Origin of the sequence: Mycobacterium sp. MFM001 (assembly GCF_003402475.1) — a bacterium.
Lineage (GTDB): Bacteria > Actinomycetota > Actinomycetes > Mycobacteriales > Mycobacteriaceae > Mycobacterium.
Map to the genome: position 1 here is coordinate 112,893 of NZ_BFAB01000006.1, position 21,461 is coordinate 134,353.

At 65.4% G+C, this 21,461-nt stretch carries 27 protein-coding genes; 19 read left to right on the plus strand and 8 right to left on the minus strand.

The window, feature by feature from the left end:
* Positions 1 to 68: 68 nt before the first annotated feature.
* The 5 genes from MFM001_RS12275 to aroQ are packed head-to-tail and all read left to right on the plus strand — an operon-like array spanning position 69 to position 3,857.
* Positions 69 to 482 carry a hypothetical protein gene (locus MFM001_RS12275; RefSeq protein ID WP_116375551.1) on the plus strand — a complete coding sequence of 138 codons (414 nt, stop codon included), beginning with the start codon at positions 69 to 71 and terminating at the stop codon, positions 480 to 482.
* A gap of 42 nt (positions 483 to 524) precedes the next feature.
* Complete coding sequence (aroC, locus tag MFM001_RS12280; RefSeq protein WP_116375774.1) at positions 525 to 1,727, plus strand: chorismate synthase; 1,203 nt, start codon at positions 525 to 527, stop codon at positions 1,725 to 1,727.
* Positions 1,727 to 2,347 (plus strand): shikimate kinase, encoded by a 621-nt coding sequence (locus MFM001_RS12285; protein ID WP_116375552.1) that lies wholly within the window; start codon positions 1,727 to 1,729, stop codon positions 2,345 to 2,347. The genes aroC and MFM001_RS12285 overlap by 1 nt, the downstream gene beginning before the upstream one ends.
* A complete protein-coding gene (gene aroB, locus MFM001_RS12290) occupies positions 2,344 to 3,432 on the plus strand; it encodes a 3-dehydroquinate synthase (RefSeq protein ID WP_116375553.1) in 1,089 nt (362 codons plus the stop codon). The genes MFM001_RS12285 and aroB overlap by 4 nt, the downstream gene beginning before the upstream one ends.
* On the plus strand, positions 3,429 to 3,857 hold the full coding sequence (aroQ, locus tag MFM001_RS12295; RefSeq protein WP_116375554.1) for a type II 3-dehydroquinate dehydratase: 429 nt from the start codon (positions 3,429 to 3,431) through the stop codon (positions 3,855 to 3,857). Before aroB ends, aroQ begins: the two co-directional genes overlap by 4 nt.
* On the opposite strand, the gene MFM001_RS12300 is transcribed toward aroQ, so the two are convergent.
* On the minus strand, positions 3,854 to 4,561 hold the full coding sequence (locus MFM001_RS12300) for a B-4DMT family transporter (RefSeq protein WP_116375555.1): 708 nt from the start codon (positions 4,559 to 4,561) through the stop codon (positions 3,854 to 3,856). The two genes, aroQ and MFM001_RS12300, sit on opposite strands and share 4 nt — an antisense overlap.
* A 34-nt stretch (positions 4,562 to 4,595) precedes the next feature.
* Between MFM001_RS12300 and MFM001_RS12305 the strand changes: the two genes are divergently transcribed.
* The 8 genes from MFM001_RS12305 to MFM001_RS24495 all read left to right on the plus strand — a co-directional run bounded on the left by MFM001_RS12305 (position 4,596) and on the right by MFM001_RS24495 (position 9,525).
* Positions 4,596 to 5,681, plus strand: a complete 1,086-nt coding sequence (locus MFM001_RS12305) for a Xaa-Pro peptidase family protein (protein ID WP_116375556.1) — start codon at positions 4,596 to 4,598, stop codon at positions 5,679 to 5,681.
* A 239-nt stretch (positions 5,682 to 5,920) separates the two neighbouring features.
* Positions 5,921 to 6,226, plus strand: coding sequence for a DUF732 domain-containing protein (locus MFM001_RS12310; RefSeq protein ID WP_160118009.1), 306 nt, complete (start codon positions 5,921 to 5,923; stop codon positions 6,224 to 6,226).
* Positions 6,227 to 6,345: 119 nt separating this feature from the next.
* Positions 6,346 to 7,230: a WXG100 family type VII secretion target gene (locus MFM001_RS25200; protein WP_371685530.1), complete on the plus strand. Its 885-nt coding sequence runs from the start codon at positions 6,346 to 6,348 to the stop codon at positions 7,228 to 7,230.
* Positions 7,215 to 7,523 (plus strand): hypothetical protein, encoded by a 309-nt coding sequence (locus MFM001_RS12320; RefSeq protein WP_142760689.1) that lies wholly within the window; start codon positions 7,215 to 7,217, stop codon positions 7,521 to 7,523. The genes MFM001_RS25200 and MFM001_RS12320 overlap by 16 nt, the downstream gene beginning before the upstream one ends.
* Positions 7,524 to 7,597: 74 nt before the next feature.
* Positions 7,598 to 7,945: a hypothetical protein gene (locus MFM001_RS24340; RefSeq protein ID WP_142760690.1), complete on the plus strand. Its 348-nt coding sequence runs from the start codon at positions 7,598 to 7,600 to the stop codon at positions 7,943 to 7,945.
* 277 nt (positions 7,946 to 8,222) lie between these two features.
* Positions 8,223 to 8,744: a hypothetical protein gene (locus MFM001_RS12325; protein WP_142760691.1), complete on the plus strand. Its 522-nt coding sequence runs from the start codon at positions 8,223 to 8,225 to the stop codon at positions 8,742 to 8,744.
* A gap of 68 nt (positions 8,745 to 8,812) precedes the next feature.
* Entirely contained in the window at positions 8,813 to 9,304 is a 492-nt protein-coding gene (locus MFM001_RS24345) for a hypothetical protein (RefSeq protein ID WP_142760692.1), read from the plus strand.
* 47 nt (positions 9,305 to 9,351) lie between these two features.
* Positions 9,352 to 9,525 (plus strand): hypothetical protein, encoded by a 174-nt coding sequence (locus tag MFM001_RS24495; protein ID WP_238159132.1) that lies wholly within the window; start codon positions 9,352 to 9,354, stop codon positions 9,523 to 9,525.
* Positions 9,526 to 9,954: 429 nt separating this feature from the next.
* Here the strand turns inward: MFM001_RS24495 and MFM001_RS12340 are convergent, their stop codons facing one another.
* From MFM001_RS12340 to MFM001_RS12365, 7 genes are all read right to left on the minus strand, one after another.
* Positions 9,955 to 11,244, minus strand: coding sequence for a phage major capsid protein (locus MFM001_RS12340; protein WP_142760693.1), 1,290 nt, complete (start codon positions 11,242 to 11,244; stop codon positions 9,955 to 9,957).
* Between the two features lie 438 nt (positions 11,245 to 11,682).
* Positions 11,683 to 11,973, minus strand: coding sequence for a hypothetical protein (locus MFM001_RS12345; RefSeq protein ID WP_116375563.1), 291 nt, complete (start codon positions 11,971 to 11,973; stop codon positions 11,683 to 11,685).
* Positions 11,973 to 12,284, minus strand: a complete 312-nt coding sequence (locus MFM001_RS12350) for a hypothetical protein (protein ID WP_116375564.1) — start codon at positions 12,282 to 12,284, stop codon at positions 11,973 to 11,975. Before MFM001_RS12350 ends, MFM001_RS12345 begins: the two co-directional genes overlap by 1 nt.
* The gene (locus MFM001_RS24350) at positions 12,285 to 12,791 is read right to left on the minus strand and encodes a hypothetical protein (protein ID WP_142760694.1); all 507 of its coding nucleotides are present in this window, start codon (positions 12,789 to 12,791) and stop codon (positions 12,285 to 12,287) included.
* Positions 12,792 to 13,204: 413 nt separating this feature from the next.
* On the minus strand, positions 13,205 to 13,471 hold the full coding sequence (locus tag MFM001_RS12355) for a hypothetical protein (RefSeq protein ID WP_116375565.1): 267 nt from the start codon (positions 13,469 to 13,471) through the stop codon (positions 13,205 to 13,207).
* A complete protein-coding gene (locus tag MFM001_RS12360; RefSeq protein WP_238159134.1) occupies positions 13,471 to 13,728 on the minus strand; it encodes a hypothetical protein in 258 nt (85 codons plus the stop codon). The genes MFM001_RS12355 and MFM001_RS12360 overlap by 1 nt, the downstream gene beginning before the upstream one ends.
* A gap of 147 nt (positions 13,729 to 13,875) precedes the next feature.
* Positions 13,876 to 14,778, minus strand: a complete 903-nt coding sequence (locus tag MFM001_RS12365) for a tyrosine-type recombinase/integrase (protein WP_116375566.1) — start codon at positions 14,776 to 14,778, stop codon at positions 13,876 to 13,878.
* Positions 14,779 to 14,906: 128 nt separating this feature from the next.
* Here MFM001_RS12365 and efp point away from each other — a divergent pair, with 128 nt between their 5' ends.
* From efp to MFM001_RS12395, 6 genes are all read left to right on the plus strand, one after another.
* Positions 14,907 to 15,464: an elongation factor P gene (gene efp / locus MFM001_RS12370; protein WP_116375567.1), complete on the plus strand. Its 558-nt coding sequence runs from the start codon at positions 14,907 to 14,909 to the stop codon at positions 15,462 to 15,464.
* Positions 15,465 to 15,466: 2 nt separating this feature from the next.
* On the plus strand, positions 15,467 to 15,940 hold the full coding sequence (gene nusB, locus MFM001_RS12375) for a transcription antitermination factor NusB (protein ID WP_116375568.1): 474 nt from the start codon (positions 15,467 to 15,469) through the stop codon (positions 15,938 to 15,940).
* Positions 15,937 to 16,314: an antitermination protein NusB gene (locus tag MFM001_RS12380; protein WP_116375569.1), complete on the plus strand. Its 378-nt coding sequence runs from the start codon at positions 15,937 to 15,939 to the stop codon at positions 16,312 to 16,314. The genes nusB and MFM001_RS12380 overlap by 4 nt, the downstream gene beginning before the upstream one ends.
* Positions 16,315 to 16,355: 41 nt before the next feature.
* A complete protein-coding gene (locus MFM001_RS12385) occupies positions 16,356 to 19,148 on the plus strand; it encodes an aminotransferase class I/II-fold pyridoxal phosphate-dependent enzyme (protein ID WP_116375570.1) in 2,793 nt (930 codons plus the stop codon).
* A gap of 14 nt (positions 19,149 to 19,162) precedes the next feature.
* The gene (locus MFM001_RS12390) at positions 19,163 to 20,686 is read left to right on the plus strand and encodes a CdaR family transcriptional regulator (RefSeq protein WP_116375571.1); all 1,524 of its coding nucleotides are present in this window, start codon (positions 19,163 to 19,165) and stop codon (positions 20,684 to 20,686) included.
* A gap of 91 nt (positions 20,687 to 20,777) precedes the next feature.
* Entirely contained in the window at positions 20,778 to 21,413 is a 636-nt protein-coding gene (locus MFM001_RS12395) for a hypothetical protein (RefSeq protein WP_116375572.1), read from the plus strand.
* Positions 21,414 to 21,461: the final 48 nt, after the last annotated feature.

The window sequence follows — 21,461 nt, forward strand, 5'->3', positions numbered from 1 at the left end:
CTGATGCTGGCAGCGTTTGGCAGCGCTGGTGGTGGAGTCGGCAGCGCTCGGGCCCGGACCATTCGGACATGACAACCACATCGATCTCGACCACGTCCCGCCGCAACGACACCAGACGGTGGCGATCGATCGCCGCCGATCTCGCCTTCTGGACCGTCGCGGGGGGTGCCGTCGCCGCGCTCAGCGGCCCTCTCAGCCAGGCGTGGCACGTGCCGCGGGCCGTGCTTCTCGCCGGCGGGCTGTCATTCCTGGTCCTGGGGCCAGTCCTGCTGCTCGGCCTCAAGCGTGTTCGCCCGACGACCGGCGCACTGGTGTCCGCTTTCGTGGTGACCAACTTCCTGCTGGCACCGATCACGGTGGTTTCGGCCTTTCTCGGCTGGTTGCCGCTCAGCACCGCGGGCAACTGGGCGCTGGCCGACGCGGGCGCGGTCATGCTCGTGCTGGGCATCTGGCAGTTCACCGCGCTGCGACGCCGCCCCTGAGGCTTTTTCGCTGGCGGCGCGTGTCATGGGAAGATGGGACGCGTGTTGCGTTGGACCACTGCCGGTGAATCCCACGGCCGCGCGCTGGTGGCCGTGCTGGAGGGCATGGTCGCCGGGGTGGCCGTCACCTCCGAGGACATCGCCGACCAGCTGGCCCGCCGCCGCCTTGGCTATGGCCGCGGCGCCCGGATGAAGTTCGAACGCGACCAGGTGACGATCCTGGCCGGGGTGCGGCACGGCAGCACGCTGGGCGGGCCGATCGCCGTCGAGATCGGCAACACCGAGTGGCCCAAGTGGGAAGAGGTGATGGCCCCCGACCCGGTCGACCCGGGCGTGCTGGACGTGGCCCGCAACGCACCGCTGACCCGGCCACGACCCGGCCACGCCGACTACGCCGGCATGCTCAAGTACGGCTTCGACGACGCCCGCCCGGTGCTGGAGCGGGCCAGCGCCCGCGAGACCGCGGCCCGCGTCGCCGCCGGCACCATCGCCCGCCAGTTCCTGCGGCAGGCGCTGGGCGTCGAGGTGCTCTCCCACGTCGTCTCCATCGGCGCATCAGAGCCTTACGACGGCCCGCCGCCGCAGCCCGAGGATCTCCCAGCGATCGACGCCAGCCCGGTGCGCGCCTTCGACAAGGCCGCCGAAGAACGCATGATCGCCGAGATCGAAGCCGCCAAGAAGGACGGCGACACGCTCGGCGGCGTGGTGGAGGCCGTCGCGATCGGCCTGCCCGTCGGTCTCGGCTCGTTCACCAGCGGCGACAACCGGCTCGACGGCCAGCTTGCCGCGGCGGTGATGGGCATCCAGGCGATCAAGGGCGTGGAGATCGGCGACGGCTTTGAAACCGCGCGCCGCCGCGGCAGCCGCGCCCACGACGAGATGTACCCCGGACCCGACGGCGTCGTCCGCTCCACCAACCGGGCCGGTGGCCTGGAGGGCGGCATGACCAACGGGCAACCGTTACGGGTGCGTGCCGCGATGAAGCCGATCTCCACTGTCCCGCGGGCGCTGGCGACCGTCGACATGGCCACCGGCGACGAGGCCGTCGCCATCCACCAGCGGTCGGACGTGTGCGCGGTGCCGGCCGCGGGAGTGGTGGTGGAAACGATGGTGGCGCTGGTGCTGGCCCGCGCGGCGCTGCAGAAGTTCGGCGGCGATTCGCTGGCCGAAACCCGCCGCAACGTCGAGAGCTACCAGCGCGCGGTCGCCGACCGGGAAGCACCGGCCGCCCGGGGTACCGCGTAATGGCGCCGAAGGCGGTGCTGGTGGGCTTGCCCGGGTCGGGCAAGTCCACGATCGGCCGGCGGCTGGCCAAGGCACTCGGCGTCGAGTTGCTCGACACCGACGCCGCGATCGAAGCGCAAACCGGGCGCAGCATCGCCGACATCTTCGCCACCGACGGCGAGAAGGAATTCCGCCGCATCGAGGAGCAGGTGGTGCGTCAGGCGCTGGCCGAGCACGACGGCGTGCTGTCGCTCGGCGGCGGCGCGGTCACCACGCCCGGGGTGCGCGCCGCGCTGGACGGCCACACGGTGATCTTCCTGGAGATCACCGCCGCCGAAGGGGTGCGGCGCACCGGCGGCAACACCGCGCGCCCGCTGCTGGCCGGCGGCGACCGCGCCGAGAAGTTCCGGGCGCTGATGTCGCAGCGGGTTCCGCTGTACCGGCGGGTCGCTACGATCCGGGTGAACACCAACCGGCGCAATCCCGGCGCCGTGGTGCGCTACATCGCGTCGCGGCTGGAGGATCCGGAAATGACTCGACGGTGCGGGCGCCGCCGCCTGGACGCCGAACCCTCGTCGCCGTCCACCCCCGTCACGCCGGCCACCCTGGCCGCCGCCCGTCGCGCCGAGGCGGGCAAATGAGCCACCCAGCCGAACCGGTCACCGTGCAGGTGGCCGTCGACCCGCCCTACCCCGTGGTGATCGGCACCGGTCTGCTCGGTGAGCTCGAAGAGCTGCTCGCCGGCCGGCACCGGGTCGCGGTCCTGCACCAGCCGGTGCTGTCGGAGACCGCCGAGGTGATCCGAAAGCGATTGGCGGACAAGGGTATCGACGCGCACCGCATCGAAATACCGGACGCCGAGGCGGGCAAGGACCTGCCGGTAGTGGGATTCATCTGGGAAGTGTTGGGCCGCATCGGGATTGGCCGCAAGGACGCTTTGGTCAGCCTGGGCGGGGGAGCCGCCACCGATGTCGCCGGCTTTGCCGCCGCCACCTGGCTGCGCGGCGTCGACATCGTGCACGTGCCCACCACGTTGCTGGGCATGGTCGACGCCGCGGTCGGCGGCAAGACAGGGATCAACACCGACGCCGGCAAGAACCTGGTCGGCGCATTTCACCAGCCGGCTGCCGTGCTCGTCGACCTCGCGACGCTGGAAACGTTGCCGCACAACGAGATCGTCGCCGGGATGGCCGAAGTCGTGAAGGCTGGTTTCATCGCCGATCCGGTGATCCTCGACCTGATCGAAGCCGACCCGCAGGCCGCGCTGGACCCGAAAGGTGACGTGCTGCCGGAGCTGATCCGGCGCGCGGTCGCGGTCAAGGCGGACGTGGTCGCGGCCGACGAGAAGGAGTCGCAGCTGCGCGAAATCCTCAACTACGGGCATACTTTGGGTCATGCCATCGAGCGCCGCGAACGCTACCAGTGGCGCCACGGCGCCGCGGTGTCGGTGGGTTTGGTGTTCGCGGCCGAGTTGGGCCGGCTGGCGGGTCGGCTCGACGACGCCACCGCCGCGCGGCACCGCAGCGTGCTGACCTCGCTGGGGTTGCCGGTCAGCTACGACGCCGACGCGCTGCCGGAGCTGATGGAATACATGGCCGGGGACAAGAAAACCCGTTCGGGTGTCTTGCGATTCGTGGTTCTCGACGGGTTGGCCAAGCCCGGCCGGCTGGAAGGGCCGGACCCGGCGCTGCTGGCCGCTGCCTACGCGGAGGTTGGTGCCCGATGACAACGGTCAACGTGATCAACGGACCCAACCTCGGCCGGCTGGGCCGGCGGGAACCCGACGTCTACGGCGACACCAGCCACGACGACCTGGTCGCTATGATCGAGCGCGAGGCCGCCGAACTCGGGCTGAAAGTTGTTGTGCGGCAAAGCGACAGCGAAGCCCAGTTGCTGGAGTGGATTCATTCGGCGGCCGATGCGCAGGAGCCGGTGATCCTCAACGCCGGCGGTCTGACCCACACGTCGGTGGCGCTCCGCGACGCATGCAGCGAGTTGCGCGCGCCGCTGATCGAGGTGCACATCTCCAATGTGTATGCCCGCGAAGAGTTTCGGCGGCACTCGTATTTGAGCCCGATAGCGACCGGAGTGATCGTCGGCCTGGGTATACAGGGCTATGTGCTGGCGCTGCGCTACTTAGCCGGCGGCTAGGACTCGTCTTCGCGCTTGGTCTTCTCGGTTTCGGCCTCGGATTCGGCCGGCCGGGCCTCGGTGGGCCGTTCGACGTCGGACAGCTTGATTTCCTCGGTCGGGGATTCGCTGTAGGCCGGCTGCGGCGCCGTGGTTTCTTCGCGTTCGGCCGTGGCCACCGACGACGCCTGCGGCTGATGCGCAGCGCCGCCCTGGGTGGCGGCATCGTCGGGACGGACGGCGGCGAACACGTCGGTGTCCACGCGGTCCTCGTCACCGCCGCCGCGCTGCTGCGGTGCGTAGTCGCCCTTGCGGTCGATGAGCCAGCGGCCCAGCGTCGCTCCACCGATTCCGCCCAGGAACACCAGCAGCGCGGTGAACGCGGCGAACGTCGTCAGCTCGTTGATCAGCCCGCCGGCATAGAGGCCCTTGTAGAGCAATGAAATCAGCCAGGCGACCGCGCCGCTGACGATGCCGGCTACCAGGCCGGCCAGCAGCCACACCATCGCCAGGTCGCCGCGACGGTCCGGGTCGGGCTGCACCCGTGCGTCGGCGCGGCCGTCGATCACGCCCCACACCACGATCCCGATGATGAAGAGGATGAGCAGCACAATGCTGATCAATGCGGCCTGGGTTTGAAAGGCGTTGATCAACGTCCCCTGGAACAGGCGGACGACGACCATCGCGGCGGCGTAGACCAGACCGCGCAGCATCCAGTTACTCATGGGGCCACAGCGTAGACGAGTACCGTCGTCGGGCGTGACACATTCCCAGCGTCGACACAATCTGAGTTCGCGGATCGGCGCCGCCGGGCTGGACGCGATGCTGGTGAGCGACCTGGTCAACGTTCGCTACCTGTCCGGTTTCACCGGCTCGAACGCCGCCTTGCTGGTCTTCGCCGACGACCGCCCGCCGGTGCTGGCCACCGACGGGCGGTATCGCACCCAGGCCGCCGAACAGGCGCCCGACCTGGAGGTGGTGATCGAGCGGGCCTGCGGTCGCCACCTGGCCGGGCGCGCGGCGTCGGCTGGCGTGCAGCGGCTGGGCTTCGAAAGTCACGTCGTGACCGTCGACGGCTTCGACGCACTGGCCGACGAGGCGGGCAGCGCTGAACTGGTCCGCGCGGCCAGAACGGTGGAGGCGGTGCGCGAAGTCAAGGACGCCGGCGAGGTGGCGCTGCTGCGATTGGCGTGCGAGGCGGCCGACGCCGCACTGGCCGACTTGGTCGAGCGCGGCGGGCTGCGGCCGGGCCGGACCGAACGCGAGGTGGGCCGCGAGTTGGAGGCGCTGATGCTCGACCACGGCGCCGACGGCGTGTCGTTCGAGACGATCGTGGCGGCCGGGGCCAATTCGGCGATCCCGCATCATCGGCCGACCGACGCCGTGCTGGCCGCCGGCGACTTCGTCAAGATCGACTTCGGTGCGCTGGTCGCGGGTTACCACTCCGACATGACCCGCACCTTCGTGTTGGGCAAGGCCGCCGACTGGCAGCGTGACATCTATCAACTGGTCACGGCGGCACAGCAAGCCGGGCGCGACGCGCTGCACCCCGGCGCAGTCCTGTCCGAGGTCGACGGCGCCGCTCGCGAGGTGATCGCCGAGGCCGGCCACGGCGAGCATTTCGGGCACGGGCTCGGCCACGGAGTGGGCCTGCAGATCCACGAAGCGCCGGGGATCAGCGCCAGCGCCGCCGGTACACTACGTGCGGGCTCTGTGGTGACGGTGGAGCCCGGTGTCTATGTGCCCGACCATGGCGGCGTCCGCATCGAGGACACGTTGGTCGTGGGAACGCAAGGCCCCGAACTACTTACCCGGTTCCCCAAAGAACTGGCCATTCTAGCCTAGCTAAGCACTGTGCTTGACCTGCAAAGATGAGGTCAGAAGCAAGCGTTATGGGATAAATTAGCTTGGGGATCAGCTAACTCTCATCGAGAGAGGTCTCAGGTGGCGCCGACTTAGCAAGTCACCGACACCTCGCGGACTGACCGCATTCTGTGCCAATCACAAGTGATCAAGGCCTTCGGAGGCATACGCTGCCCCCTCTCAGGCAAGTTCAAAGAGGAGGTCAGCGGCCATGCTTCTCCGTGCAAATCTCATCGCGGCAGCCGTTGCCACCGCTGCGATTGGGGGCGGTATTACCGGCCCATGCTGACTCTGATGACGATGCTTTCCTACGGGCAATGTCCGCGCACGGCATCTCCGACCAGAAGGGGCCGCAGGCCCTTATCCAAATGGGCCATGAGATCTGTGGCCTATTGGGCGATGGCTATAGCGTCAACGGCCTCGCCCAGCATCTCGCGCTGAGCGAACAGAACGGCATGACCGACGACGACACTAAGTACTTGGTGCAGACGTCTGCCGCAGCGTACTGCCCGCAATACTTAAGCTAATCAGTTCGCGGGATGGCGGTCCCGGCTGCACCTGAGGTCAACCGTAACGGATCCTTGTGCGGCCGCGCTCTGGCGGATTACCGCAATTGGACCAGTGCCAGCGCGGATAAACTGCCCGGATGGAGGCGCTGACCACCGATCCCGCTGCCCTGGTGAAAGAGGCCGCGAACTTCGAGCGGATCGCCGGTGAGCTGAAGGGCATCATCGCGAAAGTGGAGCAGATCGCCGCCGACATGGGCGCCCATTGGCAGGGCACAGCCGCCGATGCCGCGCAATCTGCGATTCGCCGGTTCCAGCAGGCCGCCGACGCGCAGATCGCGCAACTTAATGAGATCTCGACGAACGTTCAGACCGCGGCCGCGAAATACAGCGCGACCGATGATGAGAAGGCCGCGGAGCTGGCGTCAATGATGAGCTTCGGAATGGGCGGCCCGCTGCCTACCGACCGCAAACCGTGGGAGTACAACCTCGACCTGAAAAGCCGCGTGACGACCCATGAGCCTGGTATGCCGGGTCCTCCGGTGAGCGCCGGGTCGGTCGCCAGCATCAACGACGTGTGGAATGAGCTGCACCGCTGCTTCAACTGCAACTTTCCCATCGGCGGTGCGCCGCAGCAGTTTCCGAACGTAGGCGACAAGCTGCCGCTTGAGCTCAAGGTGGGCAAGGGGATTGGGGTGAAGGTCGCGAACCTGCCGGTGCAGGTGACGCAGATCCAACGGACCGCCGACCAGATCAACATCGAGTTCGCCACCCTGCCGGGACATGAAGATGGCCTGGGCAGCACGATCCACTTTCAATGGATAAAAGAGGGCGGCGAGATGCACTTACACATACGGGGATACGTTGCGGAGGCCGGTCCTGGGTCGGAGGGCGGGCCGCAGTCTCCCCTGGAGCGCGGTGTCTACGGCGGCATCTTCGCCCCTGTCACCTGGCAGCCCTATATCGACAACGTGACTAAGCACATCGCTGAGGCCAAGGGTTACCCCACGTGGGACACGCCATGAGGTGGGCACGGATTCTGGGCGGTGTCGCTGGCGGTCTGCTCGCCGGTATTGCGTTGTGGGCGTTGGCCGCAATCCTGCTGGCGATCTTCGGCAGCACTCCCGGCCTCGCCATCGGCACAGCTCCCTTCGTAGCGTTAATCGTTCTGCTCGGCTTGCTCTGGTGGCGTCGTCCACTGATAGATGTCGTCTGGAAGGCGGCATTCGGCGCGGCTTTTCTCCTCCTTGTGGCGTGGGCCATCACGAATCTCATTGAGATTCCCAGCGCCGTCATGTTCGTCAACCTGCTCACCTAGCGGAGGTAGTCACTCCTTCTCACCTGGCGCATTCGGCAAACAACCGACGCGAGCCCGTGTAACCATCGGTACCCATGGATCTCTGGGCCGCAATTGCGAGAGCCGCCACCGCATGTTCGGTGTTTGCGTTTCTGACTGGATGTGCGTCGGCGCCACCTTCGTCGGCCGCGCCCACGTTGACCTGTGCAGACGTCGGTGGTGTATTCGTTGCCCACGGCACCGACGGGCGCGGCGATTGTGAGCCAGCAGATCCGCGCCCGAAATGCCATGTTCCGCCAGCCGACCAGGACGCCAATTACCTTGCGGGCCTGACCATGATGCCGCCCTTCCCGAACGGCACGCTCGACCCTTGGATGACGCCGTCGATGATCCAGAACGCGAGCAACAAGGACTGCTGGAAACAACCCGCCTATCCGTCATAGTCAGTCCGCCGTGGGGAGTTTCATCTTGAAACTGCCCGCGGGTTGTCCACAGACTGGGACAACCTTGGTGGGGCCGGTGGGGCGGGTGGGACTTGAACCCGCGACCTCGCAGATTATGAGTCTGACGGCTACGGCGACCCGCTCAGTGCCCAGGCTCAGAGCAAGTGATACCGCCATATGCCGTTAGAGCCGTCGAGCTTCTCCGAGCGCGCCTGCGCGCGGACGCCTGTCGATGAATTGACCGCCCCTTGTCGGACTGGCGAGGGAGAATGGCACCATGAGCAGGTTCGTCCGCAGGCGTGGGGTCGGCGGTGTGGCGCCTCGTCGGGTGGCCATGGGCGCCAACGATCGCAAACGGCTTTTCTGGCTTGTCGCCGCGGGGCTGGTCGTACTCGCCCTGTCGTCGCTGAACGGGCTGCTGTGGATCGTGGGCGTAGCGCTACTGGTGGCCGGCCTGACGGCGTTGATACGACAACCGATAGGGGGCAATTCGTTGACCGGAGACTGGCCCGGAGTCTCACGTGACGGGGAACCCGAATTGGTACGCGGCCCGCAACCCGGCTCGGCGAAGCGGCCGAACGAATACCAGATCCGCACCACACCCGTTCCTGCCGGGGCACATGGCGCCGACTGGCTCGGGCTTTTCAACTCCCAGTTGGCCGGGCCACCGTTCACTGCCTATCACGACGGGAACAAGATCATCGTTGAGTGCCGGCCGGATGACGAACCGACGTTGGTCGAAACGGTCGACGCGGCCATTGAGCACGCGAATGAACGGCTGAGGGCACTTTACGGTTAGGTCGGCTCACACGGCAGGCGCGCGAAATCACGTTTCCCGGTTGACTGTCAGGAGTTTACGATTTTGGCGTGGGGCAGTACCGACAGTTCCATTTCGATCAGCCCGGCCTTCGCGGTCGGCGTATGCGTGTTGTAGCGGAATGGCCTACCGACGATTACGACGTCCCGGTTGACCTGAAGCGTGGCACCGACGTGATATGCCTTAGTGACGAGACCAATGTTTTCTTGGCTCTTGAAGTACACCCTGTGGAAGATCCCAGCCAGGTCTTCAGGGTGCGCTACGACGACCTCGCACTGTATGACGATGGGACGCCGCTTCCGCCGCTTCCCAAGTACAACAGCGTGTTTCCCGTCCATGCAACCGGACTGAGCGGCCGACCGATGCGCGTGGTCGGTCGTCCGGTCAACTTTGTCGGGGAAATCCAAGACATTCCGGTGGACGTGATCGCCATTGACGACACGCCCGACGCCGAGCACAACCTTCTAGTCCGCGCCGCGGACGACCCGAACCGCACAGCCCGCATCTCCTACGACCAGCTGAACCTATGCGACATTACTTAAACGGTCCCAAGCGCCGTAGCGCCCGTGTTTAACTTCTCCCGACGCCAATGACCGGCGTCTCAATCGGAGGACTGAACAAGATGAAGGCTGTTGCGGCACTTATTGCGGCTACAGTTGCCGCGTTCTTGCTGGGCACCGGGGTCGCCAAGGCTGATTGCTACACCAGTTGTTATGACGGCGGTGACAACGGCTATCAGTGCGACACCAACTGTGACGACTGACGGCAACATACGAGCAAGTTTGAGGCTGCGCCGGACGGCTTGGGGGACACCCCCGGGCGCAGCAGGGCGAAAATTTTAAGGTGGGCCAGGGATGAGAAGAGAAACCCATCCCCGGCCCCGCAATGCGGACAAGGAGAATGCGCATTGACAGCCGCATGAAGAAAGGCGCAAATTCATGCGGTTTTGTTGCCGATCGCGTGGGCCTAGTACGAACCACCATCGGCATTCCCGGCCCCTCGGCACAGTAGGGGTTAACGAGAACAGTTCTACCCTTCGGCGATCTCCTCGCGGGTTTTGCGCCGACCTCGCCGCTGATCGTCGGGTGATGTTCCCACCACCACCAGATCAGAGTCGCCGTGCTCGGGTTCCATGGGATTGACAAATCCCGGAAACTCTCCGGTCGGGGCAATGGGCAGCCTACCGAACATTTTAGACCGCGAACGAAGCGGGCAGGCCGGTCAAAAGACCCACAGCCGTGGGCCGAACAACCGCCAGATTAAGACGCTCGATAACCGCCCAGCGTTGCAAGAACTCCGAAAAGTCGCTGGCGTTATAGCCGGGAGACAGCAGACGCAGACCCTCTCGGAGGATGACAAAACCGAAGCGGTCGGTATCAATAAAGACCATCTCGCCAGGAGTAACCTGGGTCGACAGGTAAACCTTGACCCCGAAAATCCGCTCGATAATGTCGGTAGTCGGGTCAGGAGTCGACAGCCAGCGGCCCAGGCTGTCCTTATTCTGCGCCACGATGGCATGGAAAGTCGCAGGATGAACGAACGCTTTATCCGCCACCGCCAGCGACTTAGACACCCGCATGGCATCAATGGTGGAGATCACGTAGTCAAACGTGTTAGCGCCGGTCGGCATAGTGCTGGGAACCGCGACCGTGATGATACCGGGGGTCTGAGTCAGGCCAACGATACCCGAAGTGCCATTCAACAGAAGATTGTTCTCTTCGTCGCTGAATTGCTTGAAAACTTCGGCGGTCAGGTAGCCCAGCAGCGATGGGCGATCGGAAAGCGTCTCATAAGAGGCGCCGAACGTGCATTTAATCGCCTGCGCGGCCAGGGTGGTCTCTCCGAAGTTCAACACCGCATCGGGAGCAGCGACGCCCTCACCGGTAATACCGGTGACCGTGTTGCTGGTCGTATTGTCCGAAATGAACTCATAGTTCAGCGTGGTTGACGATACGGTCGGCAACAGGTCTGCGATACGGGGTTCGTGGATGCGTTCGACCACGCCGGGCATAAGCTCGGCCGGCAACAGTGACTCAACGGTGTTGAATCCCTTGGTGGTCACGCCGTCCTCGACCAGCTTGACCTGAAAAGCGTGCCCGGTCTTCAAAGACTTAGACATCAGGTCAAGGGTGCGGGCATCAATCCGGAAAGGGTTGATATCCCGGCCCAGGGTGGTAATGCGGCGGCCGTGCTGGTCGAAATGCTCGGAGACGGGAGTGCCGTCGCCAGTGGCTTCGCTTGCGGCGGTGCCGAGGTCAGCAGAGTTGCTCATTTTGCTCATAGTTTTGTGTCCAGCTTCTAACTTCTGGCGCGCAATTTTCAGGGCTTCGGATTCCTCGAGCCATTGGTCTTCTTGGCGGTCGATGGACTTCTTCAGCCACGCCGGATTGCCTTTTGCTTTGCATACTTTGTAAAGCTCGTCAATCTCGTCAGAACGCGCCATAAGTTCCCGCTCACGGTTCTCAAGCTGTGAGAGGTTCACTGTGTTTTTACTTTCTTGGTGGTAGTTGATGGGACTACCAGCGGACGCTTTATTGCGGGTTACCTAAGTAAGCGGCAAGCGTCGGGTGGTTGGCTATGCCTGTGTGCGGGTTATGCGGGTCCGTGGGAGCGGCATAAGCGGCTTTGGACAGAGCCTTAAAGGTAATCGCGAATTACCTAAAGTGTTTGGGGGCGCAGCGACCTAGCCGCTGCCTCCCACCGGGAGGCCCATGGTGGCCTTCAGGATCGCGTTTCCGGTCTCCTGGTGGTCTGCGGTGTGGTTACTGACGCCGCAATCTGTGCAGCATTCACCGCGCTTGTTCGTAACTGGTCGGACAGCAGTCATCTCCGCCGTGGCGCCTGAAGCGGCCGAGACGGTCCTTGGCGATCAGCCGATTGCAGATGGGGCAGTCCTGGCGTTGCGCCTTCGGCCGGCGCCTCACTGGAACCACAGCCTCGCACACTCAAGCGATGAGTCGTTGAATATGCGCTGTGGGTCGCCGGGCAGGAATCCGTTCACGCTGTCGCCGAGGCCCAGCTTTTTGGCTAGCGCGCTCAGCATCTCGGTGACTTCACGGAATCTGGCGTCATCGTCGGGGGTAGTCGTGCGGTCGTGCTGCGCCAGCCGCATCTGCTCGAAGCGGGCGGCCACGAACGAGTACTTACGCACAAGCCGCTGTGCGGTGATCGGCATCCTGTAGGGGTCGCTGATCACGATGGTGTCTGTCATTAGTACTTCTCTACTAGCTGTTCGAATGACAAGCGGCCTGCGCGATACTGTTTGACCAGATCTTTAGGAAAAAACATTTCGGGTTTGGCACACATCAGCGTCTTAAGCATCATCTCCGCAATTTCACGCGCAGACTCAAAAGCGATCGGCAGAATGAAGGGGCTGCCGGCCACGGGTTCGACCTGCAGGCCGATCACGGGGTCGCCACCGTCCTTCGGTTGGGGGTCCACCAGGACGTCAAAGCTCTTGGCGTAGATGTGACCGGGGCCGCTGGGGTTAAGGCGCCGCTTGATGCGCTCGGAGTAGTACATTTACGCTCCAATTCGTTGAAGGGTGGTGGGAAGGTTGCCGGGTACGCTGGCTGAGCCAACATATATCGGTTGTTTTAGTAGCATGGGCCGATTCGATCGGCGCCCTACAGGGCTGATGACTACACGATTCGGGAGGTGGTCAGGCGTCAATAGGCGCTTGTGGAATTTGAAGTCCCGCCATTCCAGGAATTCTTCGTCAGCCTCCCAGATCAGATTCCCGGCCGAACAGTCCTGCACATCGCCGTTTTTATGGCGGACGCGGGCCGCCGGCCACCCAAAAGGCGGTTCACCATGAAACTGGAAAGCCACAAGCTCATCAAGCAAGCGTAATGTGCTGTCTCGACCGGGCGCTGGCACTGGGCCGTAGTAATCGTGGCCAAGGTCGACAGTGGGCAATCCGGCGATCGCGTCTGTAATCGACACCACGCGGCGATTGTGGTAGATCACGCCGGCCGCACTGACTTCCCAGCCGTCTAGTCCGGTGATTTTACGTCGCCGGAAGCGCACGTTTCTTTTCTTTCAAAAATCCGTCTTTCTGGTTAACTTCTGTCTTCTATAGTGGGTTGCGCTGGCAAAGCGACCAACAAATTACTCCGCTGGTAACTGCCAGTTCAGAGCGCGCTGGGTCGCGAGATGCCCGCGAGAAAGGTGAGCGCCTCGGTTACGTGAGTGACACTCGCGAAGGCGAGTGACCCGCAAACCCTGTCCTCATCCATGCGCGCCTTACCGAGACGGCTGGGTCCGCAAGAAAGCTCGCTAGCCCGCTACGCTCGCGGCGGAAACTTCGTTGCCTAGAGTTCCCTCTACTTCTAGTATTTCAGGAACCCCCCCGAAAGTGCGCATTAAAGTTGTTACATTCATTAAATCCCCGGTTCGCGGGCGGGCGCGTAGAAGTGCAAAACCGGAACCATTACGGGTTTTTACACCGCGCCGTAATTTTCCAGCACCCACCGCCGGGAAAGGGACTGGTGTACTTCGTGGGCCGGCATGAGGTGCCGAACCACATCTAGCTCGTCTCCGCGAAAGGAGTGGGTAGCGCCGCCGCGTAGGCAGTCAGCCGCCTTGCTGAGTATGCGAAGCGTGGCGGCGTCATAGTCCTCCCCGTCTTCTAGGGGTATGGGCAAGTCGGCCGCCACGTCCGTATACGTCTCGTTGATTGCGTCGCGCCACAGGTCCGCGTAGGTCATCACGCCGCCCCCTTGCGACGGCGACGGGCCTGCGCAGACTTCAGCGCAAGGGACTTGTAGAACGCTTTGCGGGCGCTTTCGGCCATTGCGGCGCGTTGGGCTGGCGGTAGCCGCTGCTCGGGGTCGACCTGCTGTTCGAAACGGTCCCAGGCCGCGAGACGGGCGGGAAGCGTTCGCGCGCTACGGTCTTGGGTCCGCGCCCAGCTTTCGTGGGCGCCGATCTGCGAACGCAACCGGCGCTCGGCGGATGTGGACATACTGCCCCTTCATCATTCTGGAGTGGCCCACGGTGGGCCGCTCTCTGTGGAGGAGGCAGGACGTCATGCCGTTGGACGCTACAGCGTTAAACCACTGCGCGCCAGGCTGATCCGTTACATTCACGAAATTTCCAGTTCAGAAATGTCTTACAGATCGCCGAGGTTTAGCTTGCGCGCCTCGGCTGCGGCACGCTCGGCGGCGGTTGCGGCGGTGTAGCGGTCAAGCATCTTGCGGCTGGACCAGCCTGCGACTGCCATTAGACCGCCCTCAGACCCGCCAGCGGCCAGCCAGCGCGTCGCCGCGGTATTCCGCAGTAGGTGAAGGTGGAAGCCCTCGATGCCGGCCTTTGCAGCCCGTGCCCGTAGCGCGTCATTGAGCCCGAAGTAGCCGAAGCCCTTGCCGCGCGCCCCCAGCCACAGATTGGGCGCGTCAGCGTAGCGGTGGGCGCGCCGCACGCGGAGGTAGCGGTCGATTGCCGCGGCGGTCTGCGGGCCAAATGGGGCTATCCGGCCCTTGCCGCCCTTGCCCCAGATGTTTACCAGCCCGCGGTGTGCGTCGGTGTCTGTCAGCTTCAGCCCGACAAGCTCACTGGAGCGGATCCCCGTCTCGGCCATGAGGCGCACGATGGCCGTATCGCGGCGGTCGGTGAAGCTACGCCCCTCGCACGCCTTGAGAAGCGCACGCAGCTGATCCTCGGTGAGGCCCTTAACCACCTTCGTCGTCAGCTGCGGCGCGGGCAGCCCGACGAGGGGGTTTGCGTCTAGCTCGCCCTCCTCGGCCAGCCACGCGGCGAACTGGCGTAGCGCGGCATGGCGTGCCCGTATCGTGGTCGGCTCTTTGCCGTCGCTGACCAGTTCGGCGGTGTAGTGCTGCACCTGGCCGCGGGTAAGCTGCGGCGGGTGTCCGTTCTCCTCGCACCACCGGAGATACAACCGGATCGCGCTCAGGTAGGAGGTAAGCGTCGTGCGTGACTTGTTCTGTGCGCGAAGGGCAAGCTCCCAGGAGGGAACTAGCTCCGCGAGGTCGGGCGTCAGCAAAGATTCAGCCATACCGGTTATCTTAGGGTATAGCGCTGTGCAAAGTGTTATATTGGGGGAAATCCTGCAAAAGCACAGGTCAAACCAACTTCAGATCAGTAGGCGGTTCCCCAAAGAACTGGCCATCCTTTAGGAGACTCGTGGCAACCACTGCCGACTTCAAGAACGGGCTGGTGCTGGCTATCGACGGCCAGCTGTGGCAAATCGTCGAGTTTCAGCACGTCAAACCCGGCAAGGGCCCGGCGTTCGTGCGCACCAAGCTCAAGAACGTGCTCTCCGGCAAGGTGGTCGACAAGACCTACAACGCCGGGGTGAAGGTGGAGACCGCCACCGTGGACCGGCGCGACACCACCTATCTGTACCGCGACGGCTCGGACTTCGTGTTCATGGACAGCGAAGACTACGAGCAGCATCACCTGCCGGAGTCGCTGGTCGGCGACTCCGCCAAGTTCCTGCTCGAAGGGATGCCGGTGCAGGTGGCCTTCCACAACGGCGCACCCCTGTACATCGAGCTGCCGGTGACCGTCGAGCTGGAGGTCACCCACACCGAGCCGGGCCTGCAGGGCGACCGATCCAGCGCCGGCACCAAGCCCGCAACGCTGGAGACCGGCGCGCAGATCAACGTCCCGTTGTTCATCAACACCGGCGACAAGCTGAAAGTGGACTCCCGCGACGGCAGCTACCTGGGCCGTGCTTGACGATGCCTGAGGCCAAGCCCGTCAAGGGACGGCATCAGGCCCGCAAGCGCGCCGTCGACTTGCTGTTCGAGGCCGAGGCCCGCGGTCTGTCCCCGGCCGAGGTGGCCGAAGCCCGCGCCGAGCTGGCGAAGGCCAAACCCGATGTGGCGCCGGTGCATCCGTATACCCAGACCGTGGCCCGCGGCGTCACCGAGCACGCCGCGCACATCGACGACCTGATCTCGTCGCACCTGCAGGGCTGGGCGCTGGAGCGACTGCCGGCGGTGGACCGGGCCATCCTGCGTGTCGCGGTCTGGGAGCTGCTGCACGCCGACGACGTGCCCGAGCCGGTCGCCGTCGACGAGGCGGTGCGGCTGGCCAAGGAGCTGTCCACCGACGATTCGCCGGGCTTCGTCAACGGGGTGCTGGGTCAGGTGATGCTGGTGACGCCGCAGATCCGGGCCGCCGCTCAAGCGGTCCGGAACCGCGAGTCATGACCCGGCTGGAGCTGCGGGTCGTCATCGCCGGCATGCTGGCCGCGACGGTTGTGCTGGGCGCGGTGGTCTGCGCCGCCTACGGGCAGGCGGCGATTGCGGCGGCGCTGGCGATCTATGCGCTGGGCGTGGGGGCGTGGCTGTATCACTGCATCGAGCGCTACGTGGTGGCGCGGCGCATCAGCACGGTTCGTTCGGCGGCCAGACCGTTTGCGCCGCTGCTTCCGGTGATGGCCGCGATCATGGGGTTGACCCAGGCCGTGGTGCGGTCGCTGTCCGACGTCACCGACGCGGCGCCGCGACGCTGGGATCTGCCGGTGCGACGGTGGATGGCGATCAACCGCAGGCCGACGCGCGGCGACGACCTCGACCGCTGAAAGCACCCCCACGCCGCTCCAAGGAGGGACAGACTGGCGACATGGACCGCGACGGCAACCGCCCGAGACGGCTTCGTGTTTCCGCGCTGGCGGCGGTAGCCAACCCGTCGTACTCGCGACTGGACACGTGGAATCTGCTCGACGACGCCTGCCACCAGCTCGCCGTCGTCAACCGGGCCGGACTGGACACCGCACACGAAGCGGCCCGGGCCAAACGCCTGATCAAGCGGCTCGCGGCCTATGAGCGGTATTGGCTGTACCCGGGCGCGGAGAATCTGGCGGCCTTCCGCGAATACCTCGACAACATGGCCACCGTCCGGCTGGCCGACGAGGTGTCGCTTGCGGTGCGGCTGCTCTCCGAATACGGCGACCGGGCAGCGCTGTTCGACACGTCCGGGTCGCTGGCCGACCAGGAGCTGGTGGCGCGGGCCAAGGAACAACAGTTCTACACCGTGCTGCTTGCCGACGACTCGCCGACGACGGCGCCGGAGAGCCTGGTCGAATGCCTGCGCGCGCTGCGCGACCCCGCCGATGACGTGCAAATCGAGGTGCTGGTGGTGCCGAGCGTCGAGGACGCGATCACGGCCGTTGCGCTCAATGGCGAGATCCAAGCCGCGATCATCCGCCATGACATACCGCTGCGTTCGCGTGACCGGGTGCCGTTGATGACCACGTTGCTCGGCGCCAGCGACCAAGTCGTGGCCAGCTACGACTGGGTCGAGTGCGGCGAGTGGATCCGCGAACTGCGGCCACACATCGACCTGTATCTGCTCACCGACGAGTCGATTGCCGCCGAGACCGAGGACGAGCCCGACGTCTACGACCGCACCTTCTACCGGCTCAACGACGTCACCGACCTGTACAGCACGGTGCTCTCCGGCATCCGGAACCGTTATGCCACTCCGTTTTTCGATGCGCTGCGCGCCTACGCCGCCGCACCGGTCGGCCAGTTTCACGCCCTGCCCGTCGCGCGCGGCGCCAGCATCTTCAACTCGAAGTCGCTGCACGACATGGGGGAGTTCTACGGCCGCAACATCTTCATGGCCGAGACGTCGTCGACGTCGGGCGGGCTGGACTCGCTGCTGGACCCGCACGGCGCCATTCGCGCGGCGATGGACAAGGCCGCGGTGACCTGGAACGCCAATTCGACCTACTTCGTCACCAACGGCACGTCGACCGCCAACAAGATTGTGGTGCAGGCGCTTACCCGGCCCGGCGACATCGTGCTGATCGACCGCAACTGCCACAAGTCGCATCACTATGGCCTGGTGCTGGCCGGGGCGTACCCGCTGTATCTGGACGCGTACCCGTTGCAGCCGTTCGCGATCTACGGCGCGGTCTCGCTGGAGACCATCAAGCAGGCGCTGCTCGAGCTGGAGGCCGCGGGACAGCTCGACCGGGTGCGGATGCTGCTGCTGACCAACTGCACGTTCGACGGCGTCGTCTACAACCCGCGGCGCGTGATGGAGGAGGTGCTGGCGATCAAGCCGGACATCTGCTTTTTGTGGGACGAGGCGTGGTACGCGTTCGCCACCGCGGTGCCGTGGGCCCGGCAGCGGACCGCGATGATCGCCGCCGAGCAACTCGAATCGATGCTGGCATCTCCGGCCTACGTCGAGGAGTACCGCAAATGGCGCGCTGAGATGGAAGGGGTCGAGCGCGCACAGTGGGTGAACCACCGGCTGCTGCCGGACCCCAGCCGCGCCCGAATCCGGGTCTATGCAACACATTCCACGCACAAGTCGCTGTCGGCGCTTCGGCAGGCGTCAATGATCCACATCCGCGACCAGGATTTCGCGGCGCAAAGCCGCGACGCGTTCGCCGAGGCATTTCTGACGCACACCTCGACGTCGCCCAATCAGCAGCTGCTCGCGTCGCTGGACCTGGCGCGCCGGCAGGTCGACATCGAGGGCTTCGAGATGGTCCGCTACGTCTACGACATGGCGCTGGTGTTTCGGCACCGGGTCCGCAAAGACCGGTTGATCGGCAAGTGGTTTCGCATCCTCGACGAATCCGATCTGGTGCCCGAGGAGTATCGCAAGTCGACGGTCAGCTCGTACCGGCAGGTGCGCCAGGGCGCGCTGGCGGAGTGGAACGAGGCGTGGCGTTCGGACCAGTTCGTGCTCGATCCGACCCGGGTCACCCTGTTCATCGGCAAGACCGGCATGAACGGGTACGACTTCCGCGAGAAGATCCTGATGAACCGGTTCGGCATCCAGATCAACAAGACCTCGATCAACAGCGTGCTGCTGATCTTCACGATCGGCGTCACCTGGTCGAGCGTGCACTACCTGCTCGACGCGCTGCGGCGGGTAGCCGCCGATTTCGAGCGAACCCAGTCCGCGGCCGGCAAGGAAGACCGCGCGCTGCACGAGCGCCGGGTCGAGGAGATCACCGAGGATCTGCCGGCGCTGCCCGACTTCAGCGAATTCGACAGCGCATTCCGGCCCGAGGGCACCTGCTCGTTCGGCGACATGCGGTCGGCTTTCTACGCCGGCTACGAGGATTCCGACCGCGAACACGTCCAGCTCGGCGCCGCCGGCCGCCGGCTCGCCGAGGGAAAGCCGTTGGTGTCCACCACGTTTGTGGTGCCCTACCCGCCGGGCTTTCCGGTGCTGGTTCCGGGCCAGGTGATCTCCAAGGAGATCCTGTATTTCCTCGCCGAGCTCGACGTGAAGGAAATCCACGGCTACAACCCCGAATTGGGCCTGTCGGTCTTCACCGAGGCGGCGCTGCAACGGATGGCCACCACCCGGCGCGCCGTCGCCCAGGCAAGCGGCAACGGCAAAGCGTCGGAGGTGGCGGTGGCGTCCACCCGGGCCATCCTCGGCTGAGGGATGCTCACCCGGTGATCACATTGGACCGCCTGGTCAACGTACTGGGTAGTTACGGTGTTCGCTTGCGGTGGTCTTCGGTGCCGAGATCGACCGAACTGCGCAGCGTGGTCATCCACGAAACCGGCGTCGAACGGCCCGTTCTGGGCGACGTACTGCTGGCGATCGGCGCAGGGTCGCTCCGGGAAGCAGTGCGGTGGGCCGCCGCCGCGCGTGCGGTCGTGGTGTTGACGCGCGGCGGTGACGAGCCGATCACCTTCGACGACGACGTGGAGGCCGGCGCGGTCATGGTGGTCGACGAGACCGTGTCGTGGAGCGAGCTGGCTGCGGTGGTCTACGGGCTGGTGCTGGAGGGGCGCGAGACCGAATCCGGCCGCGGCCCAACCGATTTGTTCGCGCTGGCCGACAGCCTCGCGGATGCGGTCGGGGGCGCGGTGGTCATCCACGATCGGCTCCTGCAGGTGCTGGCGTATTCGCGGCGGCAGCAGAACGCCGACGCTGCCCGGGCGGCGACCATCCTGGAGCGGCAGACACCCGAGCAGCTGCGCGAATTATTCGTTGCCCGTGGGGTATTCGCACACCTGGAAGATTCTGACGATCCTGTGTTCGTCGAGCCGGACGCCGAGCAGGGGTTGATCGGGCGCATGGTGGTGGCGGTGCGCTCGGGAGGAGAACTGATCGGGTCGGTGTGGGTGGCGTGCGCGGCGCCGTTGGACCGGGCCGCGCGCACCGCATTGGCCGAGGGGGCGCAGACCGTGGCAGTGCACCTACTGCGATCACGTGCCAGCGCCGACCTGGAGCGGCAGGTCGAATCCGAGTTGGTGATCCGGTTGCTGGAGGGCAGCGCCGACGCCGCCACGGCGGCCACCAGGCTGGGTTTGTTGCCGCACAGCCGATTACGGGTGATCGCGCTGCAAGCGTTCATCGGCGTGGAACGCGATGCCGCTCTGCTGCTGGCATTCGAGCGCGCCACCACCGGGTTCGGTTGGTCACGGCCGGGCCGCAGCGCCCTGGCCGGAAACACCGTCTACACCCTGCTTCCCGGCGACCAGGCGGCGGCGCGGCGCTGGGTCACCGGTTTAGGGGCCGCCCTTCCGGACGGAGCAACGGTGTTGGCCGGCATCAGCGGGGCGGCCGAGGTTTCAGACCTTGTCGCCGCGCGTCAGGAAGCCGACGAATGCCTTGCGCTGCACGAGTTAACGCCTCGGGCCGCGCCCCCGGCCTACGACGAGTCATGGGACGACATCCTGCTGCAGCGGCTGCGCACCGCCGCGCGCTCCGGCCGCTCGCCGGACCGTGGGCCGGTGGCCGAGCTGCGCCGCCATGATCACGCCAACGCGACCGACTATGTGGCCACGCTGCGGGCCTGGCTGGAGGCACAGGGCGATCCGACCGAGGCCGGTGCGCGGTTGGGAGTGCACGAGAACACCGTCCGCTACCGGCTGCGCAAGATGGCCGAGATCACTACCCTGCCGCTCGACGACGCCAAAAAACGGCTGGCCATGATGATCGAACTCGCAGCCACCGACCCCGACTGACGGTTCATCTGTCGAAAGGCGACAAAGCGCCTTGAAGCGATTGTCCGACCGGCGCAAAACTTGCGGCCTTCATCCACGCCACGATGGGCACATGACCACCCCACGACCCGACCGTCAACGGCTGAGCGGCCATTGGCGCGACGAAGACGCGTTCGCGCTGCGCCTGCCGCGTTGGCGCGTTGTGCGGTTGTTGGGCCGTAACCCGCTGGTACGGACCAGCGACCGGATCGAAGCGCTTGTTCTGGTGCTGGCCGTCGCGGTATCCGTGCTGGCGATCCCCGTCGCTGCCGCCGTCGGCACCGTCGTGCATGACGCCCGCAGCCAGGTCTACGCCGAGCAAGCTCAGGATCGGCGCTTGGTCAGCGGCGTCGTCATCGACACCAGCGTGGCCACCAAGCCACCGAGGAAGCCGGGCAAAACGATCGCGGTGAAGGCCCGCTGGTTTGCCAACGGCGCCGAACGCACCGGCGTGGTGGCCGCGGAACGCGCAGTCAAACCCGGCGACGCGATCGATATTTGGGTGCGCCACGACGGCTCCCCGGCCGGCCCGCCGACGAGAACCGCGGTGGACGAGGCGGTGGCCGCCGCCCTCGCGATCTGGTGGTGCGTGGTTCTGGTTGCCGTGGGGTTGTTCGCGGGCACACGGACAGTCCTCGACCGCGTCCGCTACGCGCAATGGCAGCGTGACTTCGACAAGCTGACCGACGGGCCCACCCGCCGGCCCTGAATCCGCTGGGCATTGTCGGAGGACGACAACGGCCCACCGCGGCATTGT

Bases quoted from the DNA above. Each gene is read 5' to 3' on its own strand.
- MFM001_RS12275 (WP_116375551.1), top strand. From the start codon at position 69: ATGACAACCACATCGATCTCGACCACGTCCCGCCGCAACGACACCAGA.
- MFM001_RS12285 (WP_116375552.1), top strand. From the start codon at position 1,727: ATGGCGCCGAAGGCGGTGCTGGTGGGCTTGCCCGGGTCGGGCAAGTCC.
- aroB (WP_116375553.1), top strand. From the start codon at position 2,344: ATGAGCCACCCAGCCGAACCGGTCACCGTGCAGGTGGCCGTCGACCCG.
- aroQ (WP_116375554.1), top strand. From the start codon at position 3,429: ATGACAACGGTCAACGTGATCAACGGACCCAACCTCGGCCGGCTGGGC.
- MFM001_RS12300 (WP_116375555.1), bottom strand. From the start codon at position 4,561: ATGAGTAACTGGATGCTGCGCGGTCTGGTCTACGCCGCCGCGATGGTC.
- MFM001_RS25200 (WP_371685530.1), top strand. From the start codon at position 6,346: ATGGAGGCGCTGACCACCGATCCCGCTGCCCTGGTGAAAGAGGCCGCG.
- MFM001_RS24340 (WP_142760690.1), top strand. From the start codon at position 7,598: ATGGATCTCTGGGCCGCAATTGCGAGAGCCGCCACCGCATGTTCGGTG.
- MFM001_RS12325 (WP_142760691.1), top strand. From the start codon at position 8,223: ATGAGCAGGTTCGTCCGCAGGCGTGGGGTCGGCGGTGTGGCGCCTCGT.
- MFM001_RS24495 (WP_238159132.1), top strand. From the start codon at position 9,352: ATGACCGGCGTCTCAATCGGAGGACTGAACAAGATGAAGGCTGTTGCG.
- MFM001_RS12345 (WP_116375563.1), bottom strand. From the start codon at position 11,973: ATGACAGACACCATCGTGATCAGCGACCCCTACAGGATGCCGATCACC.
- MFM001_RS12350 (WP_116375564.1), bottom strand. From the start codon at position 12,284: ATGTACTACTCCGAGCGCATCAAGCGGCGCCTTAACCCCAGCGGCCCC.
- MFM001_RS12355 (WP_116375565.1), bottom strand. From the start codon at position 13,471: ATGACCTACGCGGACCTGTGGCGCGACGCAATCAACGAGACGTATACG.
- MFM001_RS12360 (WP_238159134.1), bottom strand. From the start codon at position 13,728: ATGTCCACATCCGCCGAGCGCCGGTTGCGTTCGCAGATCGGCGCCCAC.
- MFM001_RS12365 (WP_116375566.1), bottom strand. From the start codon at position 14,778: ATGGCTGAATCTTTGCTGACGCCCGACCTCGCGGAGCTAGTTCCCTCC.
- nusB (WP_116375568.1), top strand. From the start codon at position 15,467: ATGCCTGAGGCCAAGCCCGTCAAGGGACGGCATCAGGCCCGCAAGCGC.
- MFM001_RS12380 (WP_116375569.1), top strand. From the start codon at position 15,937: ATGACCCGGCTGGAGCTGCGGGTCGTCATCGCCGGCATGCTGGCCGCG.
- MFM001_RS12385 (WP_116375570.1), top strand. From the start codon at position 16,356: ATGGACCGCGACGGCAACCGCCCGAGACGGCTTCGTGTTTCCGCGCTG.
- MFM001_RS12395 (WP_116375572.1), top strand. From the start codon at position 20,778: ATGACCACCCCACGACCCGACCGTCAACGGCTGAGCGGCCATTGGCGC.